Source organism: Adlercreutzia sp. ZJ176 (assembly GCF_011038975.1).
Classification (GTDB): domain Bacteria; phylum Actinomycetota; class Coriobacteriia; order Coriobacteriales; family Eggerthellaceae; genus CAAEEV01.
This window is the reverse complement of record NZ_JAAKEC010000011.1, coordinates 14,641-33,249: the sequence shown is the minus strand read 5'-3', so window position 1 is coordinate 33,249 and position 18,609 is coordinate 14,641. Positions and strand designations below refer to the sequence as shown.

Annotated in this window: 17 protein-coding genes; all 17 read left to right on the top strand. The window is 68.2% G+C overall.

Annotated features, from left to right (window positions below; all coding sequences use genetic code 11):
- Positions 1-91: 91 nt before the first annotated feature.
- The 17 genes from G7Y50_RS07185 (at position 92) to G7Y50_RS07105 (ending at position 18,529) form a co-directional block, all read left to right on the top strand.
- Positions 92-1,126 (top strand): 4Fe-4S dicluster domain-containing protein, encoded by a 1,035-nt coding sequence (locus G7Y50_RS07185; protein WP_165051384.1) that lies wholly within the window; start codon positions 92-94, stop codon positions 1,124-1,126.
- A complete protein-coding gene (locus tag G7Y50_RS07180; RefSeq protein ID WP_165051392.1) occupies positions 1,119-2,021 on the top strand; it encodes an FAD/NAD(P)-binding protein in 903 nt (300 codons plus the stop codon). The genes G7Y50_RS07185 and G7Y50_RS07180 overlap by 8 nt, the downstream gene beginning before the upstream one ends.
- Positions 2,022-2,801 (top strand): NADH:ubiquinone oxidoreductase, encoded by a 780-nt coding sequence (locus G7Y50_RS07175; RefSeq protein WP_165051400.1) that lies wholly within the window; start codon positions 2,022-2,024, stop codon positions 2,799-2,801. It begins immediately after the preceding gene.
- A 49-nt stretch (positions 2,802-2,850) separates the two neighbouring features.
- On the top strand, positions 2,851-4,149 hold the full coding sequence (locus G7Y50_RS07170) for a Ni/Fe hydrogenase subunit alpha (RefSeq protein WP_165051406.1): 1,299 nt from the start codon (positions 2,851-2,853) through the stop codon (positions 4,147-4,149).
- Between the two features lie 212 nt (positions 4,150-4,361).
- On the top strand, positions 4,362-5,417 hold the full coding sequence (locus G7Y50_RS07165; protein WP_165051415.1) for a rod shape-determining protein: 1,056 nt from the start codon (positions 4,362-4,364) through the stop codon (positions 5,415-5,417).
- A 16-nt stretch (positions 5,418-5,433) separates the two neighbouring features.
- Positions 5,434-6,303: a rod shape-determining protein MreC gene (mreC, locus tag G7Y50_RS07160; RefSeq protein ID WP_165051440.1), complete on the top strand. Its 870-nt coding sequence runs from the start codon at positions 5,434-5,436 to the stop codon at positions 6,301-6,303.
- A 1-nt stretch (position 6,304) separates the two neighbouring features.
- Complete coding sequence (gene mreD, locus G7Y50_RS07155) at positions 6,305-6,826, top strand: rod shape-determining protein MreD (protein ID WP_165051451.1); 522 nt, start codon at positions 6,305-6,307, stop codon at positions 6,824-6,826.
- Between the two features lie 16 nt (positions 6,827-6,842).
- The gene (mrdA, locus tag G7Y50_RS07150) at positions 6,843-9,008 is read left to right on the top strand and encodes a penicillin-binding protein 2 (RefSeq protein WP_165051460.1); all 2,166 of its coding nucleotides are present in this window, start codon (positions 6,843-6,845) and stop codon (positions 9,006-9,008) included.
- A gap of 15 nt (positions 9,009-9,023) precedes the next feature.
- Complete coding sequence (gene rodA, locus G7Y50_RS07145; protein WP_165051470.1) at positions 9,024-10,256, top strand: rod shape-determining protein RodA; 1,233 nt, start codon at positions 9,024-9,026, stop codon at positions 10,254-10,256.
- Positions 10,240-11,361: a YcjF family protein gene (locus tag G7Y50_RS07140; protein ID WP_165051476.1), complete on the top strand. Its 1,122-nt coding sequence runs from the start codon at positions 10,240-10,242 to the stop codon at positions 11,359-11,361. Before rodA ends, G7Y50_RS07140 begins: the two co-directional genes overlap by 17 nt.
- A gap of 12 nt (positions 11,362-11,373) precedes the next feature.
- Positions 11,374-13,266: a TIGR03960 family B12-binding radical SAM protein gene (locus G7Y50_RS07135; protein WP_165051481.1), complete on the top strand. Its 1,893-nt coding sequence runs from the start codon at positions 11,374-11,376 to the stop codon at positions 13,264-13,266.
- Between the two features lie 454 nt (positions 13,267-13,720).
- Positions 13,721-14,308, top strand: coding sequence for a hypothetical protein (locus G7Y50_RS07130; protein WP_165051488.1), 588 nt, complete (start codon positions 13,721-13,723; stop codon positions 14,306-14,308).
- Between the two features lie 11 nt (positions 14,309-14,319).
- Entirely contained in the window at positions 14,320-14,907 is a 588-nt protein-coding gene (locus G7Y50_RS07125; protein WP_165051497.1) for a transcription termination/antitermination protein NusG, read from the top strand.
- A 289-nt stretch (positions 14,908-15,196) separates the two neighbouring features.
- Positions 15,197-15,880: a hypothetical protein gene (locus G7Y50_RS07120; protein ID WP_165051502.1), complete on the top strand. Its 684-nt coding sequence runs from the start codon at positions 15,197-15,199 to the stop codon at positions 15,878-15,880.
- Positions 15,881-15,984: 104 nt separating this feature from the next.
- Positions 15,985-16,482, top strand: a complete 498-nt coding sequence (locus tag G7Y50_RS07115; protein ID WP_206214800.1) for a sugar transferase — start codon at positions 15,985-15,987, stop codon at positions 16,480-16,482.
- Between the two features lie 170 nt (positions 16,483-16,652).
- Entirely contained in the window at positions 16,653-17,354 is a 702-nt protein-coding gene (locus tag G7Y50_RS07110; protein WP_206214799.1) for a sugar transferase, read from the top strand.
- A complete protein-coding gene (locus G7Y50_RS07105) occupies positions 17,351-18,529 on the top strand; it encodes a glycosyltransferase family 4 protein (protein ID WP_165057008.1) in 1,179 nt (392 codons plus the stop codon). Before G7Y50_RS07110 ends, G7Y50_RS07105 begins: the two co-directional genes overlap by 4 nt.
- The last annotated feature ends 80 nt before the right edge of the window (positions 18,530-18,609 follow it).

Sequence of the window (18,609 nt, the reverse complement as noted above, 5' to 3'; positions counted from 1 at the left end):
CGCTAGGCAGAATGTAACGGGCCACAGGCGGGCGCGGGGTTTATCATAGGGCACACGCGACAACCCCAAGACGAGACAAGGACACGCGCGTATGCTCTATCGAGTCATCGATGCGAGCGAGCTTCCCTCGCTGGTGTCGGCTTTCATGGAGACGTATGAGGTGGTGGCGCCTGTGCGCAGCGGGCGCAGCTACGCCTTCGAGGTGATCGAGTCGTTCGACGACATCGTGCTCGACTACCCGACCACCATCACGTCGCTCAAGAAGTACTACCTTCCCCCGCGCGAGACGCTGTTCGAGTTCGACAAGGACGGCAACGAGGTGCGCGACTTCGAGATGCGCGTCAAGCCGCGCGTGCTCTTCGGCGCGCACGCCTGCGACATCAACGCGCTGAACTGCCTGAACAGCGTGTTCGAGGACGCGCGCTACCCCGACCCCTACTACGAGGCGCACAAGGCGGCCACCATGGTGGTGGGCGTGAGCTGCATGCCGTCTGAGGGGTGCTTCTGCCACCTGCTCGACTCCGACGAGGCGCGCAACGGCTACGACCTGTTCCTGCAGGACATCGGGGACCGCTACCTCGTGTCCATCGGCAGCGTCGAGGCGGCCAACATCCTCGAGGGCGCGTGCAGCCCGCGCGAGGCCACTGACGAGGACCGCATCGCGTTCCGCCAGGCCACGCGCCGCCGCCAGGCCGCGTTCAACCCCGACATCCCCGACATCCAGGAGATCCCCATGCTCATGGACGCCTTCCACTCCGACCCGTTCTGGGAGGAGCTCGGGGGGCGGTGCCTCTCGTGCACGGCGTGCTCGAGCGTGTGCCCGACGTGCTACTGCTTCGACATCTGCGACACGCTCGACCCCGACGGCAAGTCCGGGCGGCGCGAGCGCGTGTGGGACGCCTGCACGAGCCCGCAGTTCGCGCAGGTGGCCGGCGGGTACAACTTCCGCGCTGACGGGCGCAACCGCGTGCGCCACCGCATGTACCACAAGCTCAACGGCTTTCTGTCCGCGCACGACCGCAACCTCTGCGTGGGGTGCGGGCGCTGCGTGTACGCCTGCAAGGCCGACATATCGCCCATCGAGGTGCTGAAGTTCTTCGAGCGGAAGGGGGCCGAGAATGCCTAGGAGCACCAGCGTGGTCGTGCATCCCTTCCGCGACTCAGGCGCGCCGCAGACCGGCGCCGAGATGATGCGCGCGAACCCGTACCGCCCGTGGCCGGCGCGCATCACGAGCATCACCGAGCTCACCGCCACCGAGAAGCTCTTCGAGTTCCGCCTCGTGGACGAGCGCATCCGCAACGCGTTCCACCACGAGCCCGGGCAGTTCGTGGAGGTGTCCATCTTCGGCGTGGGCGAGGCGCCCATCTCCATCACGAGCTCGCCGTCGAAGAGCGGCTTCATCGAGCTGTGCGTGCGCCGCGCCGGCACCTTCACCGAGCGGCTGCACCAGATGCAGTGCGGCGACATCGTGGGCATCCGCGGGCCCTACGGGCGCCCGTTCCCCTTCGAGCAGATGAAGGGGCATGACATCCTGCTCGTGGCGGGCGGCCTCGGCATCGCGCCTCTGCGCTCGCTCATCAACAACATCCACGACGAGCGCTCCGAGTTCGGCCGCGTCACCATCATCTACGGGTCGAAGAACCCCTCCGAGGTGATGTTCCGCAACCAGTTCGAGATGTGGCGCCACCGCAAGGACTTCGAGCTGTATTTGACGGTCGACCATCCCGACGAGACGTGGGACGGCGAGGTGGGCCTGGTCACCAAGCCCTTCGAGCACCTTGAGGTCAACGCGTCGAGCACGTACGGCGCGGTGTGCGGGCCTCCGGTCATGTACAAGTTCGTGGTCGAGGAGATGCGCAAGAAGGGCATCAGCTACGACCACATCTACATGAGCTTCGAGCGGCACATGAAGTGCGGCATGGGCAAGTGCGGCCACTGCCAAATCGGGCACCAGTACTGCTGCATCGACGGGCCCGTGTTCAACTACTGGGAAGCCAAGAACATTCAGGGGTCGATGTAAATGCAGAACTTGACGAACAGCGCCGAGGAGGCGCGCATGCCGCGCGTGGTATTCGTGGGGCTTGCGAGCTGCTTCGGCTGCCAGATCAACATCACGAACGCCGAGGCTCACCTCGTCGACGTGCTCGGGCAGATCGACCTGCGCTACTGGCAGCTCACGCACTCCGAGCCGATGCCGGAGGAGTTCGACGTGGCCGTCGTCGAGGGCGCCGTCACCACCGAGGAGGCCGTGAGCACGCTGCTCGAGGTGCGCCGCCGCGCGTCGGCGGTCATCACCATCGGCGCGTGCGCCGCCACGGCGGGCATCCCCGGCATGGCGGCGGAGGGCTACCTGACGCGCCCCGTGCAGGTGTACGGCGAGCACGTCCCCGAGGCGTGCGGCACCATGTGCGCGCCGCGCCCGGTGAGCTCGGTGATCGACGTCGACTTCGAGGTGGCGTGCTGCCCGGTCGACCCGCTCGAGTTCGTGCGCGTGCTCCAGCAGGTGCTCTACGGCTCGAACAGCTTCCGCCGCAGCTCGACGCTGTGCGGCGAGTGCAAGCGCAACGAGCGCGGCTGCTTCTACGGCCGCGAGACGCTGTGCCTGGGGATGGTGACGCGCTCCGGCTGCGGCGCGCGCTGCCCGAACCTGGGCCGCCCCTGCAACGGGTGCGCGGGCCTCTCGCCGGACGCGAACGTGCCCGCCGCGCGGCGCGTCTGCGAGCGCTCGGGCGTGCCCGTCGCGCGCTTCGACGAGGCGCTCGAGATGTTCAACCAGACAAACCCCGCCATTTCCGCCTAGCTGCCAGCTGCGCACGTCAGCTGCCGCACGAGTGAAGGACGTTTGAGCTATGAGCAAAACCGCCATATCCGTGGATCACGTCGCCCGCGTCGAGGGGCACGGCGACATCCGCCTGGTCATCGAGGACGGCGAGGTCACCTCGTGCGAGCTCGCCGTGGTGGAGCCCGCGCGCCTGTTCGAGAGCATGGTGCGCGGCCGCTACTTCGAGGAGGTGCCCTACATCGCCTCGCGCGTGTGCGGCATCTGCTCGTCGAGCCACGTGGTCACCGACCTGCGCGCCATCGAGCAGGCCTTCGGCGTCGCGGTGTCCGACCGCACGCGCGCGCTGCGCGAGCTTCTGGTGTACGGGAGCTACCTGCAGAACCACGCGACGCACCTGTTCGTGTTCGCCGCGCCCGACTTCCTGGGCCACAAGAGCGTGTTCCCGCTGGCCGACGCCAACCCGGCGCTGTTCGACGGGGCGCTCTCGCTGAAGGCGCTCGGCAACGAGCTGTGCACGAAGGTCGGCGGGCGCTCCATCCACCCCATCACGGCGGTGGTGGGCGGCTTCACGCACGAGATCTCGCCTGACGAGTACTTGGAGCTGGCCGAGAAGCTCGAGGCCGCGCAGCCCTTCGCGCTGGCCGCGGTCGACCTGTTCAACGACTTCGATGTGGTCGACGTGCAGACCGAGGGCGACATGCTCGCCATGGTGGCGCCGGGCGCCTACCCGGTGATCGACTCTGACACGGCGCGCTTCGTGCGCAGCGGCGTGGAGTTCGACGCCGCCCATGTCGGCGAGGCCATCGAGGAGTACGCGGTGGGGCACTCGGCGGCGTTCTGCGCGCGCGTGCGCGCGACGGGCGCGCCCTACATGACGGCGGCGCTCGCGCGCATCAACGCCTCGTGGGGCGCGCTGTCCCGCACGGCCCGCTTCGCGGCGGCCAAGGCGGGGCTGCGCCCGCCCGAGTACAACCCGTTCGCCAACAACGTGGCGCAGGCGGTCGAGATCGTGGACGCGCTCGAGCGGTGCGCGAAGCTGTGCCGGCGCCTGGCCGAGCCGGCGGGCGCGGCGTTCGAGGGCGTAAGCGAGCCGGTGGCGTTCGAGGTGCGCGCGGGCCGCGGCGTCGGGTTCACGGAGGCCCCGCGTGGCGCGCTGTTCCACGAGCTCGAGCTCGACGAGGAGGGGCGCGTGGTGCGCGCGAGCATCATGACGCCCACGGCGCAGAACATCGCGAACCTCGAGGCCGACATGCGCCAGCTCGCCGGGAAGCTCGTCGCGGCCGGCGAGTCGGAGGAGGTCATCCAGCTCGAGGTGGAGAAGCTCGTGCGCGCCTATGACCCCTGCCTGAGCTGCAGCGTCCACTAGGGAGGGGAGCGCGGGCGCCGCCGCGTCGGCGGGTGCGTCCGAGGATTCGGCCGATCGCGTCGCATGGCCGGCGGGGCGCTTCCGGGCGCGCGTGAGGGGCGCGCCCCGTGCCTGCCCGAGGATTGTTCCCCCTGTGGATTTTCGCCTGCGGTTGGGGCGCTATGATAGAATTTTGGTCTATCTGTACGACCCAATCAGAAGGGTAATTTCGCATGTCCTTCTTAGATGCGTTCTCGAGTCTGACCGGTCAGATGTCCGCCGACATGGCCATCGACCTCGGCACCGCCAACACGCTTGTCGCCATCACGGGCGAGGGCATCGTCATCAACGAGCCCTCGGTCGTCGCCATAGAGAAGAGCACGCACCGCGTGCTCGCCGTGGGCCATGAGGCCAAGAACATGATCAACCACACGCCCGACGCGTTCTCGGCGGAGCATCCGCTGAAGGACGGCGTGATCGCCGACTACGACGTCACGGAGGCCATGCTCTCCGCGTTCATCAACAAGGCGTCCGAGCGCAAGTACCCCTGGCAGCCCAAGCCCCGCATCGTCATCTGCATCCCGTGCGGCGCCACCTCGGTGGAGAAGCGCGCGGTGTTCGAGGCGGCCATCCAGGCCGGTGCGCGCCAGGCCTACCTCATCGAGGAGCCCATGGCGGCCGCGATGGGCGCTGATCTGCCCGTCACCGAGCCGACGGGCTCGATGGTCGTCGACATCGGCGGCGGCACCACGGAGGTGGCCGTCATCTCGCTCGGCGGCATCGTCACCTCGAGCTCGCTGCGCCTGGCGGGCAACCGCCTCGACGAGGCCATCGCCATGCACCTGCGCGACCTGCTCGGCATCAAGATCGGCGAGCGCACGGCCGAGATCATCAAGATCAAGATCGGCTCCATCCTGCCGTTCGAGGACGGGCGCGAGCGCGACATGATCATCTCGGGCCAGGACGTCTACACCGAACAGCCCAAGGAGGTCACCATCCAGTCGGAGGACGTGCGCGCGGCCCTGCAGGCGCCCATCGAGGAGATGGTCATCCACATCAAGGACACGTTCAAGACCACCAACCCCGACCTGGCCTCGGACATCATCCAGAACGGCATCCTGCTCACGGGCGGCGGCGGCCTGCTGTCGGGCCTCGACCGCTATCTCACCGACAAGCTCGAGATCCCCGTGTGGGTGTCCGAGACGGCGCTCACCAACGTGGTGTCGGGCTGCCTGAAGGTGCTCGAGACGCCCACGGCGCTGCGCCAGACGCTCATGCGCTCCAAATAGGGCTCCACGTCTCCGCATGGCGTTGAACTTCCAAGACAGAGGATCAGCATCCGCCACGCGGGTGCTTCTCGTCGTGCTCGTGGTCGTCTCCATCGCGTGCATGACGATCTACGCGCGCGAAGGCGCCGACGGGCCCCTGCACGCGGTGCAGAGCGCGTTCGCGGGAGCCGCCGCGCCGTTCAAGGCGGCGGGCACGGCGGTCGGCGCGGCAGGGGAGGGCGCGGCTGCGGCGGTGGCCGACGCCACGGCCTCCGAGGAGACGCTGACGGCCCTGCGCGAGCGCAACGCCGAGCTCACCGAGCTCGTCACGCAGGCCGAGGAGTACCGCCTCGAGGCCGAGCGCTTGAGCGGCCTGCTCGAGCTCAAGGACAAGTACCAGGTCGACGGCGTGTCGGGGCGCGTGATCGGGCGCTCCACCGACGCGTGGAACCAGCGCGTGACCATCGACGTGGGCACGTCCGACGGCGTGGAGCCGGGCCTCACCGTGATGGGGCCTTCGGGCGTGGTCGGCCAGGTGGTGTCGGCGAGCCCGGGCTCCGCCGAGGTGCGCCTGCTCACCGACCCGCAGTCGGGCGCGGCCGCCATGGTGCAGTCCTCGCGCGCCGAGGGCGTGGTGCGCGGGTCTCTGGCGGGCCTGCTGTACCTGGAGAACGTCGACGCCGACGTGACGCTTTCCGTGGGCGACGTGGTGCTCACGAGCGGCTTGGGCGGAAGCTACACGCGCGGCCTGCTCATCGGCACCATCGTGCGCGTGGACGGCAACGCCAACGACGGCACGCGGCGCGTGATCGTGTCGCCGAACGAGCAGGCCACCTCCTTCGAGGAGGTCATCGTGGTGAAGAGCGCCGCGTCCGACCGCTCGGACAACGGGGGAGGTGGGCAGTAGCATGGACAACGGCGAGCGCATAGCCACGGGCATAGGCGCGGTCATAGCCGTGCTGCTGCAGGTCGTCGTGGCGCCCCACATCGCGCTGTTCGCGGCGGTGCCGAACTTCATGCTGGCCTACGCGCTCGTGGTCGCCGTGACGCGCGCGCAGTCGTGCGGGCTCGTCATGCCGTTCGTGCTGGGCCTTCTGTTCGACCTCATCGGCGGCGGCCCGGTGGGGGCGTGCGCGCTTCTTCTCGTTCTGGCAACGTTTCTGCTCTCCCGCGCCTCGGCGCTCGTGGACAACGGCACCCTGTTCATGCCGCTTTTGATGCTGCTCGTCTCGTCGCTTGCGGTCGAGCTGCTCTACGGCGTGCTGCTCATGGTGTGCGGCATGGACGTGAGCCTGCTCGACGCGCTCGTCTACCGCGGCCTGCCGTGCGCGCTCTACGACGCCGTCATCGGGCTGGTGATGTTCCCGCTCGTCGTGCGCTTCATCGCCCGCCGCGGACCGCAGCAGCCCAAGACGCCCACGATGATCTAGCGAGGAGGTGCGCGGAATGCTCACAGCCATCATCGCGGCCGTCGTCGCCGCGCTCGTCGTCATCGCCGTCGTCATCGCCGTGCTCGTGGTGCGCGCCCGAAGCGCCACGCCGAAGGCGGGATCGGGCAAGAAGGTGGCCCAGCTCGACACCGTCGGCGTGGGCTCGTCTCCCTTCGAGAAGCAGTCGGGCGCGAAGTCCGCGCTCGCCGGCGACGTGCACGTGTCCACCGACACCGCCGCCGCGAAGAAGCCGAGCGACTCGCTCTCGAGCCGCTTCGTGGGCCTCGGCGTGCTCTCCGCTGGCATCTTCGCCGCGCTCGCCACGCGTTTGTGGGGCATGCAGGTCATGTCGGGCGAGCAGTACGCCTCCGACGCCGAGGAGAACCTCTACGCCACCGTGTCCACCCCCGCGCCGCGCGGGTGCGTCTACGATTCCACGGGGGTGGCGCTCGTGACCAACCGCGCGAGCCAGACGGTCCTGGCCGACCCCGACGTGATCGACGACAACGACGTGGTGCGCCGCCTGTCGGCCGTGCTCGGCCTGCCCGCGAACATCGTGCGCAAGCGCATCAGCGACACCACGGCGGGCGCGCAGAGCCAGCGCGTGGTGGCTGACGACGTGCGCCTGCGCGACGTGGCCTTCATCTCCGAGCACGCCGACGCCTTCCCCGGCGTGTCGGTGGAGTCGCGCACCGTGCGCGAGTACCCCTTCGGCGCCCTGTGCGCGCACGCGCTCGGCTACACGGGCGCGCCGACCGAGGACCTGCTCGAGACGTCCATCGACGGGCGCACCATCAAGGCCACCGACACCGTGGGCCTGTCGGGCGTCGAGGCGTACTACGACAACGTGCTCTCGGGCGACCACGGCCAGCGCAAGGTGATGGTGGACGCGGAGGGCAACGTGGAGGACGTCGTGAGCGAGACGCAGCCCTCGAAGGGCTCCGACGTGCACCTCACCATCAACGCGGCGGCCCAGTACGTGGCCGACTCGCTTCTGGCCTCCACCATCGCGCCCAAAGGCGACATCGGCACGGGCAGCGGCGTGGCCGGCTCGGTGGTGGCCATGGACGTGCGCGACGGCTCGGTCATGGTGATGGCGAGCTACCCCACGTTCGACCCGGCGAACTTCACCGGCGGCATCTCCCAGGACATCTGGGACCTCTACACCACCGAGGAGTCGCACTCGCCGCTCACCAACCGCTCCGTGGCCGGGCAGTACGCGGCTGCGTCGACCTACAAGGCGTTCACCTCCATGGCGGGCCTGCACCACGGGTTCGCCACGAAGACGAGCACGTGGGCGTGCAGCGGCTCGTGGGACGGCTTCGGCTCGGGCGACGTGCAGAAGTGCTGGCTGCTCACCGGGCACGGCACGCTCGATTTGCGCGGGGGCATCGTGCACTCGTGCGACGTGGTGTTCTACGAGATCGCGAAGGCGTTCTACGACCACGGCCCGAACGGCACGGGCGAGCTGTCGGAGACGGCGCTCCAGGACTACCTGGCCAAGTACAACTTCGGCAAGACCACCGGCGTCGACCTCGACGGCGAGCTCGCGGGGCGCATCCCCACGCCGGCGTGGAAGGCCGAGCAGTGGCGCAACGTGCCCTCCGAGGCGGCGTGGCGCGGCGGCGACTACACCAACATGATCATCGGCCAGGGCGACGTGCTCGTCACGCCCCTGCAGATGGCCTGCGCCTACGGCGGCATCGCCACGGGCAAGATCATGCGCCCGCACCTGTTGAAGGAGGTGCGCAACGCCCAGGACGACGCCGTGGTGAAGGCGTCGGCGGAGGTGGTCTCGGAGCCTGACGTGAACGAGGACCATCTGGCCTACGTGCGCGACGCGCTGCGCGCGGTGATCACCGACAACGCGGGCTCGGCGCGCGTGTTCAACGAGCAGGGCCTCAACGCGGCGGGCAAGTCGGGCACGGCCGAGCACACCGACCGCCCCGACGACGCGTGGTTCGCGGCGTACGCGCCCTACGACGACCCGCACTACGTGGCCACCTGCATCATCGAGCAGGGCGGCGGCGGCTCCGACACCGCGGGCCCCATCGTGGCGGCGGTGCTCGGCGCGCTCATGCGGGCCGAGGCGGGCGAGGCGGGCGAGGTCAAGCGCGTGGCCGGCTCGACGGGCAAGTCCGTCGCGGTGGAGTTCACCGGCAGCACGGGCCGCACGGACTAGGGGAGGGAGCGAACTATGGCACGACTTCCCCAGATCGACGCGCTGCGCACGCCTGACGTGAAGCGCTCCGCCGCCCGCCCGCAGACGGGGCTTCTGCGGTGGGTGAACGTCCCCTTCGTGGCGATCGTCGCGGTGCTCGTCACGTTCGGCCTCGTCATCTGCTGGTCGGCGGTGGAGACCGACGCCGACTACAGCTTCGCCAAGCAGCTTGGCGGCGTGGCGGCGGGCCTCATCCTCATGGCGCTCGTGTGGCGCTTCGACTACCGCAAGCTCGCGAACATGACCACGGCCTTCCTCGTGGTGAACGTGGTGCTCATCCTCTCGCCGCACCTGCCGGTGATCGGCGTGACCACCATGGGCGCCACCTCGTGGATCAACATCGGCATGCAGGTGCAGCCTGGCGAGTTCGCGAAGGTCACGGTGGTGCTGTTCGCGGCGAGCCTCGTGGCGCGCTACGGCGGCACGCTCGACGACGCGCGCGAGTACCTGAAGGTGCTCGGCCTTCTGTCCATCCCGTTTCTGTGCATCATGACTCAGCCCGATCTGGGCACGGGCCTGGTGTATTTGTTCATCTCGGGCACGGTGCTCGTGATGGGCGGGGCCAAGCGGAAGTACCTGCTCATCACGCTGGCGGCCGGCATCGCGGCAGTGGCCTGCGTGTTCGCGGTCGACGAGGTGCTGAAGTACCAGACCGACTCGGGTGAGTGGGAGTACCGCCTGCTCAAGCAGTACCAGCGCAACCGCCTGCTCGTGTTCCTCGACCAGGACGGCGCGAACATGACCGACGAGGGCTACAACCTCGCGCAGGCTAAGATCGCCATCGGCTCGGGCGGGCTCTTCGGCAAGGGGCTTCTGAGCGGCAGCCAGTCGACCATGGGCTTTCTGCCCGAGGCGCCCACCGACTTCATCTTCTGCGTGCTCGCGGAGGAGACGGGCTTCGTGGGCGCGATGGCCCTGCTCGCCCTCTACGTCGCGCTCATTCTGGTAAGCTTGTCCATAGCGCGGAACTGCGACAACCTCTTCGGCATGCTGGTGGTGTGCGCCATCGTGGGCATGTGGCTGTTCCAGATCCTGGAGAACGTGGGCATGTGCTGCGGGCTCATGCCCATCACGGGCATCCCGCTGCCGTTCGTGAGCTACGGCTCGTCGTTCATGGTGGTGAACTTTGTGATGCTGGGGCTCATCGGCTCGGTGTGGTCCCATGAGAGCGCCCTCGGGAAGGGAGGCAACTATGCAACTGCCCGTTGACATTCCCGCCGTGATCAAGGCGGCGACTGACATAGAGACGGCCACGAAGACGCCGCTGGCGGTGTCGGTTTTTATCGACGACACCGCCCCGGGCGACGTGGTGGGGCACGTGCGCTCGGCGTTCGCGAGCGCGGGGCGGCACACGCGCGTGACCATCAGCTACCTCGACGAGCGCCCCGTGGTGCCCTACGAGGCCGACGACATGGCGGTCATCGTGGCGGGCACCTCCGACTTCATAGGGGCGCAGGCCGCCCGCCTGCGCGAGGCGGGCATCCCCGTGATGGTGGCGACCACCATGCCGAGCCTCGTGCGCGATATGGCCGAGGCGTTCGGCGCGCCGATCCCCGAGGGCGACGTCGTGTCGCCCGTGCGCGCGTCGTCGCGCGTCGGCGAGGTGGCGGGCAAGCTGGCCGCGCGCGTGGGGCTGCGCGCTGCGGGCGAGGGCGCGGGTGCTGCCAGCCCGGAGGGCGCCGCGGGTCCGGACGCCGCTGCCGCCGCGGAGCCCTACGAGCTCGACGACGAGGCCGCCTCCGCGCTCGACCGCCGCATGGGCGAGTGGATCATCGCGGCGTGCTCCCAGAAGAAGCTCGCCTTCGCGCTGGCCTTCCCCTTCGTGCGCCGCCCGCTGTCCATCGACGCGGTGAACGCCACGGCGCTGCAGAACGGCGCGGTGGGCCTCGTGCTCATCATCCCCGGCGCCGACATGCCCGTCATGACGCTCAACCAGGCCAAGATGCTGCTGCAGATCGCCGCGGCCTACGGCTGCCCCCTCAACGGCGAGCGCATCAAGGAGCTCGCCGCCGTGGTGGGCGGCGCGTTTTTCTGCCGCAACGTGGCGCGCAGCGTGGCCGGCGCCGTCCCCGTGCTCGGCTGGGCCGTGCGCGCAGGCGTGGGGTACGCGGGCACGGTCGCCATGGGGCGCGCGGCCATCGAGTACTTCGAGGCCGGCGGCGACATCGTGGGCTTCGCGAGCGTGGTGCAGAAGGCGCGCGACGAGGCCGTCGACGTGGCTAGCGCCGCTGCGGCCACGCCGGCGGGGCAGCGCGCGCTCGGGGTGGCGAAGGACGCGGCCCAGGCGGCGTTCGCCCGCCTGCGCGCGCAGTAGCGAAGGGGTCCCATGCTCAGAACCGATCTGTGGCCGCGCCTCGAGCCGCTGCTCGCGCGCGTCGAGCGCCCGGCGCGCTACCTGAACCACGAGTGGGGCTGCACCTACAAGCAGGGCGCCGACTTCGCCTTCTGCATGGTGTATCCCGACACCTACGAGCTCGGGCAGGCGAATCAGGCCGTGCGCATCCTCGTGAACGCGGTGAACGCCGCCGATCACCTCATGGCCGAGCGCGCGTTTCTGCCTGCGATCGACCTCATCGGGATCATGCGCGAGGAGGGCCTGCCGCTGTTCTCGCTCGAGAGCTGCGCGCCGCTTGTCGAGTTCGACGTGATCGGCATCACGCTGCCCCACGAGCTCGCCGCCACCAACGTGCTCGAGGTGATCGACCTCGCGGGCCTGCCCGTGCGCGCGGCGGACCGCGCCGAGGACGACCCGTTCGTGTTCGGCGGCGGCCCCTGCGCCTACAACCCCGAGCCCTACGCGCCGTTCTTCGACGTGATCTCGGTGGGCGAGGGCGAGGAGGCGGTTCCCGAGCTTCTGCTGCTCACGCGCGAGCTGCGCGCCGCCGGCGCCTCGCGCGCCGAGATCCTGCGCGCGCTCTCGCAGGTCCCCGGCACCTACGTGCCGTCGCTGTACCGCTGGAGAAGCGAAGCGGAGGCGCAGGAGGCGGGCAGCTGGGCGGAGCCGCTCGATGAGGGCGTGCCCGCGCGCGTCGACAAGCGCGTGTTCGCCGGCTTCGCCGCGTCGAGCGCGTGGGAGCCCACGGTGGTGCCCTACACCGAGGTGGTGCACGACCGCCTCAACGTGGAGGTGCTGCGCGGCTGCGCGCGCGGGTGCCGCTTCTGCCAGGCGGGCATGATGTACCGCCCCGTGCGCGAGCGGCCGGCTGACAGCATCGTGGACGCGGTGGTGCGCGGCCTCGACGAGACGGGGTACGACGAGGTGAGCCTGACCTCGCTCTCCTCGACCGACCACTCGCAGATCGCCGACATCCTCACGCGCGTGAACGCGGCGTGCGCGGGCCGCGGCATCCGCGTGTCGGTGCCCTCGCAGCGCCTCGACTCGTTCGGCGTGGAGATGGCGGGCCTCGTGGCCGGGCAGAAGAAGGGCGGCCTCACGTTCGCGCCTGAGGCGGGCACGCAGCGCCTGCGCGACGTGATCAACAAGAACGTCACCGAGGAGGATCTCTTCGGCGCCATCGACGCCGCCTTCGCGGCGGGCTGGCGGCGCTGCAAGCTCTACTTCATGATCGGGCTGCCCACCGAGACCGACGACGACATCAAGGGGATCGCGAGCCTGGCCAGCCGCGCGTACGACCGCGCGAAGGCCGCCGTGCCGCCCGAGCAGCGCGGCAGCGTGCGCGTGAGCGTGTCGTGCGCGGTGTTCGTGCCGAAGGCGCAGACGCCGTTCCAGTGGGACGGGCAGATCTCGCCCGAGGAGACGCTGCGGCGCGTGGGCATCCTCAAGCGCTCGGTGAAGTACAAGGCCGTCGACGTGCGCTACCACGACCCCGAGACGAGCTTCGTGGAGGCGGTCATGAGCCGCGGCGGGCGCGAGGTGGCCGATTTGGTGGAGGGCGCCTGGCGGCGCGGCGCGCGCTTCGACGCGTGGACGGAGCTCTTCTGCGAGCAGGCGTGGCGCGATGCGGCCGCTGAGCTGGGGCTCGACCCCGAGCGCGTCGCGCAGGCCGCCTTTGACCCGAGCTACGTGATGCCCTGGGCGCACATCTCGTGCGGCGTGTCGACGCGCTTTCTGGCGCTCGAGCGAAAGCGCGCCGAGCGCGGTCAGACCACGCCCGACTGCACCTTCGAGAAGTGCACCGGCTGCGGCGCCTGCCAAGCAGTAGGCGTAGACAACCACCTCGCCGCCCCCCGCCTATCCCTCAGCATAGAGGAGCGGTAAGGCCTGAACCTACAGCAGGGGCCAGCCATAATGCGACAAGGGGCCTGCGACGAAAAACGTCGCAGGCCCCCTTTTTCTTTCCCGTGTCATTCCGAATAAAGCACCCGTTTTCCGTGTCATCCTGAGCGGAGCGCCCGAAGGGCGCGAAGTCGAAGGATCTGGCCCCAAGCACGAAGCGCCCGCAGCTGCGCACAAAGCGCCAACAGCCACCAAGCACAGCATGCGCGCTCACAAAAAGTACACGTTCTCATAACGCTTAACGCTCGCCTATTATACCCATTCCATCTGGCAACACGTGGCAAATTACCTGCCGTTTCAACGAACGCGCGCTTTTTCGCGCCGAAATATCGTCCTGCAGAGGGCCTTCGTCAAAACGTGTACGTTTTGACGACGTCGGCCTGAGGGGGCTCCTCCTCGCGTCGGCGTCCTTGCTGCGAGACGGAGGTGAAGCGGGTTGGGCACGAGCGAGGCCGTTGCTGCCGAGAGGCTTCTGGGCGGCGTTCATGCGGGCGATGACCTGCGCGGATGCGCGCGCTGGTACCTCGTGCACGTGCCTGAGGGCCGCGAGGCGTCCACGTGTGAGAAGGTGCGCGGCACCGTTTCACCCGAGCTGATCGACGATGCCTTCGTGATGCGCAAGGAGCGCTGGTTCAAGCGCGGCGGCATCTGGCGTCTCGAGTCCGCGCCGATGTACAAGGGCTACTTCGTCGCCGTGTCGCGTGACGGGCGCGCGTTGGCGCGCTCCATATCCCGCTTGAGCTTCCCGGCCGAGGTCGCCGGCGGGCGCAGCCTGCGCCCGACGCCGCTGTCGTCCGAGGCGCAGGCGTGGTTCGAGGCCGCCCTCGACGGCGAGCGCGTGCTGCGCAACAGCACTGCGGTGATCGCGGGCGGTCAGCTGCGCGTGCAGAGCGGCCCTTTGGTAGGCCAGGAGGCGCGCGTGAGCAAGGTCGACCGTCACAAGCGCCGCTGCGCGGTGCGGGTGGGCGACGGCGGCCGCGGGTTCACCGAGCTTGTGCCCTTAGACGTTCCCTTCAAGAGCTAGGGGTGATCGGCATGTGGTTCGCGATCAACGTGAGGCGGGGTCGTGAGTGGGAAGCGCTGTCCCTTCTGCGGGACACGGCTGTAGCTGACGGGCTCGAGGAGCTGTTCGTGCCGAGTGCGGTGACGCGCGCGGTGCGCGGCGGCGAGGTGGTCGAGGGCGCGGAGCCCCTGATCCCCGGCGTCGTCGTGGCCGTGGCGCCCGGGCGACGCGAGGTGCGGGCGGCTTTGCGGCATGCGCGTGGCGTCGACGAGGTGCTCGCCTCGCGGCCCGGCGCCGCCGAGATGGGCGAGGCCGAGGTCGCGCTCCTCTGCGCGCTCACGCGTCCAGGACGCCGCGTGGTCGGCTTCTCGGAGGGACTCGTCGGCCCGGGCGGCGAGGTCACGGTGACAAGCGGGCCGCTTTGTGGCCGCGAGGGCCTGATCCGCCGCGTGAGCCATCGCGGCAAGCGCGCCTACGTGCGCATGAGCGTGGCCGGGCGAGAGGTGGAGGCCCGCATGGGCCTGCGCGTGCGATGCCGGCGGGACGCTAGGGGCGCGGCAACGACAACGATGACCAGCTCGCGAGCTGCGGCGGGCGCGACAGCGGCAACGACGACATAGAGGGAAGGCTGGCGCATGTCAGCTTCCTGCGGCGGGAGCGCGAGCGCGCCTCCGCCGCAGGAAGCTGCCTTTTTTGGCGGCGACCTCGCAACCCACATACTCCCGAGAAGCTTTGCGGGCAGCTCCTTCCATAGAGGGCTCGCGGGTGCGGGAACGATACGTCTGACCAAGGCCGAAGCGACCACGACGAAGCCGTGCCTGCGAGCGGTCTGACCCCTGGCGAGGGGAGCGGCGAAGCCGCGCTCTGCCAGGGGGTTTTGAGACCTTCGAAGGAAGGAGCGGCGAAGCCATGTCCCAACTCGACTGGTATCCGGTGCAGGTCATGTCCGGCCAAGAGCGCAAGATGGTGCGGCTGATAACGGCTGCGTACGCTGAGGCAAGTGAGCTGGCCGAAGACGACGGAGTAAACAGCGCGAATGACGTGGATGGCTGCGGCGAAACTGCTGGCCCCGACAACGCTGGCGATACTGCTGGCGCTCTGCTAGCAGGCAACTCAAGCGAAATGAGCGAGCCTGACGGCGCTGACAGCCGGTCCGAGCTCCTGAAGCTCGACGAGTGCTTCGCACCCCGTTACCGCACGCAGAAGAAGATGCGCGGTGAGTGGCGCGACGTCGAGCGTGCGCTCATGCCGGGCTACCTGATCGCCGTCGCCAACGACCCTGCCAAGCTGGCGCAGTGCCTGCGGCGCGTGGGCGGCTTCTGCCGCGTGGTCAAGGCTGGTCAGACGTACGTTCCCCTGAGCGCCTACGAGCGCACATGGCTGGAGGCCAACACGAGACGCGGCGACCGCGTGGTCCCCATGAGCTTCGGCCGCAAGGTCGGCGATGCGCTCGAGGTGACGCAGGGCCCGCTCAAAGGCTACGAGGGTCGTATCACGAAGGTGAGGCGTTCCGACAGCCTGGCCTTCCTGGAGTTCCACGTGGGTCCCATGAAGATAAAGACCACCGTTGGCCTGGGCATTCTCCCAGAATGACGAAGCACGAGAAAGACAAGATTGCAGAAAAGCGTTGACAACCGGACAAGGTGTTCCTTGGTGAAACTGGGTCAATTGACCCAGCGAGAGGGGAGGGTCTGCGCGTGAGCTTTGATGCGCAGCTAGAGGACGCTTACGTCACGCCCGGGGCCCGCAGGGCCGCGGCCGCGGTGGACGCGGCCGGCAAGCACGAGCCTGCTCTCCGCGAGAGGGGCATCCCCGCCGACGTGCTGGAGAGGCTCCTGCCTGGCGACGACGTGCTGGTGCTCGAGGAGCCCGAGGTCGCGGGCGGGCTCGGGTACCGATTCGTCAAGAGGGCGTTCGACGTGTGCGCGTGCGGGCTGGCGCTCGCCTTGCTCGCCCTGCCCATGGCCGCGATGGCGGTCAAGGTCAAGTCGGAGTCCCCGGGCCCCGTGATCTACGCGCAGGAGCGCGACGAACAAGTCATAATTAGGCACAGCTTCGGAAGTTGCTCGCTGAACACCCTGAAAGCCCAGCTAGGCAATGGAAACAAGCTGGTTTCGAGAAAACCCAAATGCGCATTCGGTAGAAAGGGACGCGGCTTCGTTGTGCCTACCACGTCAGCTGCGGCGTTTGTATGATGATCGTTGACGAAAGGAGCTCCGCCTCGGCCAAGCGGCCTGGGATCATCGGCTTCGAGATCGCACAACCACCTTTTGATGATAGGTTTGATGGCCAAGCTGGTTTAGTCACCGGGGGCGGTGGGGTTGCCTACTCTGGCACTGCAGAGCGACGGCATGCGGGAGGCATCTTGCCCCGCGCCAACTACAACGACGAGGTTGACCCCGCCGTAGTCGAGACGGTCGCCAAGCTCGTTGACACGTCCAAGGTGGTCGAACTCGAGAGAATCGACCCGGACAAGCTGCCCAAGCGCCATCTGTACCGCTTCGTTAAGCGCGTCTTCGACATAGTGAGCTGCTCCTGTGCGCTGGTCGTGTGCGCCATCCCCATGGCCGTCATCGCCTGCAAGATCAAGAGGGACTCACCTGGCCCCGTCTTCTACAGGCAGGAGCGCCTGGGCCTTAACGGCAGGCCCATAACCATCGTCAAGTTCCGCAGCATGTACGTCGACGCCGAGGAGCGCGGAGCACAGTGGGCCGAGGGAGACGACCCCCGCGTCACCCCCATAGGAAAGAAGATCAGGGCCAACCGGCTGGACGAGCTGCCCCAGTTCTGGTCGGTGGTGAAGGGTGATCTCTCCCTCATAGGCCCGCGCCCCGAGCGCAAGGTGTTCTACGATGAGTTCGAGAAGTATATCCGCGGCTTCTCCCAGCGCATGGTAGTCAAGCCCGGCATCACGGGCCTGGCCCAGGTGAACGGCGGTTACGACCTCATCCCCGAGGAGAAGGCGCTCTACGACCTGGAGTACGTCAAGCACCGGTCGATTGTGATGGACTGGTCGATCATCTGGAAGACAATACGCGTGCTCTTTACCCACGAGGGGGCGCGATGAGGATCCTCTACCTCGCGGATACCTATCGTCCTGCCAGGACGGCGTGCGCCAACCGCAGCGTGGTGTTCGCGAACGTCTTGCGCGGCGCTGGCCACGATGTGCGCGTACTCGCGTCGAGTGACAGCCTGATCGGTGCGCCCGAGGGCTACACGCCTCCGGAATACGTTACGTTCTTCGAGACCTTTCCCCTCGTGGAGAAGACACTCGTGAACCGTCTTCGCAACAACTTCGGCGGGGCGCGAGAGGCGGTGAGGGCTGCTGATGGACTCGGGGGCTTCGACGCCGTTGTCTGCACGCTGCCACCGCTCCTGTTCGCATCCTCCGCTGTGTGGATAGCCAAGAGGAAGCGGGCGAAGCTCGTTCTGGACGTTCGGGATATATGGCCGGACGTGGCTTATGAGATGGGCAGCTTCGTGCCGGGCAGCCTCTACGGTCGTTTCTTCGAGCGCGTCGCCCGAAAGGCGTACGCCGCTGCCGACCTCGTGACTTCTGTTTCTCCTGGCAAGGTCGAGAAGTTGAACGCCCGGGTGCCGAACGCCCGGGTGGTCCTCGTCCCTAACGGGATCGACGAGTCGTTCCTGGAGAACGAAGACGATCCCTCTCTCGTGGAGCGCCTGCGCCTTGATGACGGCCCGGTGTGCGCCTATGTGGGCAACATCGGCCTCGCTCAAGGGCTCGGCACGCTACTGGACATCGCGAAGACACGTTCGGGCGTGCGATTCTTGATCTTCGGGAAGGGAGCGGATGAGGCGAAGCTTAGGGAGAGGGTTCTTGTCGAGGGCCTTTCCAACGTGGAGTTCTGCGGAGCCGTTGATGAGAGAAGTGTTTTCACTGTGCTGCGCCATGCGACGCTTGCCTATGTTCCACTGGTGAGCTCTCGCCTGCGAGACAGCATCCCCACCAAGATGTACGAGGCGCTCGGGTGCTCGTGCCCGGTGCTGCTCGCCGCCGAGGGTGACGCGGCTGACCTGCTGGACGAATGCGGGCTCGGCGTGCACGCTGCGCCAGAGGATCCCGCCGCGCTGCTGGCTGCCTTCGATCGGCTGATGGGGCGCCGGTTCTCAGACGAGGAGAGGGCTGCCGCTTCGGCGTGGGTGGTCGCGAACCACTCGCGCCAGCGGTTCGCGGAGACGTTCGCGCAGGAGGTCGGGAGGTTGGCGGCGCGGCATGCTTAGCAAGGCCCTGCTCAACCTTCGAACAATACGGAAGTTATGAGACACAACTTCACAACCAGGAAAGCTAAACGATCTCGATA

Coding starts and splice junctions, on each gene's coding strand:
- G7Y50_RS07185 (WP_165051384.1), top strand. CDS start 92: ATGCTCTATCGAGTCATCGATGCGAGCGAGCTTCCCTCGCTGGTGTCG.
- G7Y50_RS07180 (WP_165051392.1), top strand. CDS start 1,119: ATGCCTAGGAGCACCAGCGTGGTCGTGCATCCCTTCCGCGACTCAGGC.
- G7Y50_RS07175 (WP_165051400.1), top strand. CDS start 2,022: ATGCAGAACTTGACGAACAGCGCCGAGGAGGCGCGCATGCCGCGCGTG.
- G7Y50_RS07170 (WP_165051406.1), top strand. CDS start 2,851: ATGAGCAAAACCGCCATATCCGTGGATCACGTCGCCCGCGTCGAGGGG.
- G7Y50_RS07165 (WP_165051415.1), top strand. CDS start 4,362: ATGTCCTTCTTAGATGCGTTCTCGAGTCTGACCGGTCAGATGTCCGCC.
- mreC (WP_165051440.1), top strand. CDS start 5,434: ATGGCGTTGAACTTCCAAGACAGAGGATCAGCATCCGCCACGCGGGTG.
- mreD (WP_165051451.1), top strand. CDS start 6,305: ATGGACAACGGCGAGCGCATAGCCACGGGCATAGGCGCGGTCATAGCC.
- mrdA (WP_165051460.1), top strand. CDS start 6,843: ATGCTCACAGCCATCATCGCGGCCGTCGTCGCCGCGCTCGTCGTCATC.
- rodA (WP_165051470.1), top strand. CDS start 9,024: ATGGCACGACTTCCCCAGATCGACGCGCTGCGCACGCCTGACGTGAAG.
- G7Y50_RS07140 (WP_165051476.1), top strand. CDS start 10,240: ATGCAACTGCCCGTTGACATTCCCGCCGTGATCAAGGCGGCGACTGAC.
- G7Y50_RS07135 (WP_165051481.1), top strand. CDS start 11,374: ATGCTCAGAACCGATCTGTGGCCGCGCCTCGAGCCGCTGCTCGCGCGC.
- G7Y50_RS07125 (WP_165051497.1), top strand. CDS start 14,320: ATGTGGTTCGCGATCAACGTGAGGCGGGGTCGTGAGTGGGAAGCGCTG.
- G7Y50_RS07120 (WP_165051502.1), top strand. CDS start 15,197: ATGTCCCAACTCGACTGGTATCCGGTGCAGGTCATGTCCGGCCAAGAG.
- G7Y50_RS07105 (WP_165057008.1), top strand. CDS start 17,351: ATGAGGATCCTCTACCTCGCGGATACCTATCGTCCTGCCAGGACGGCG.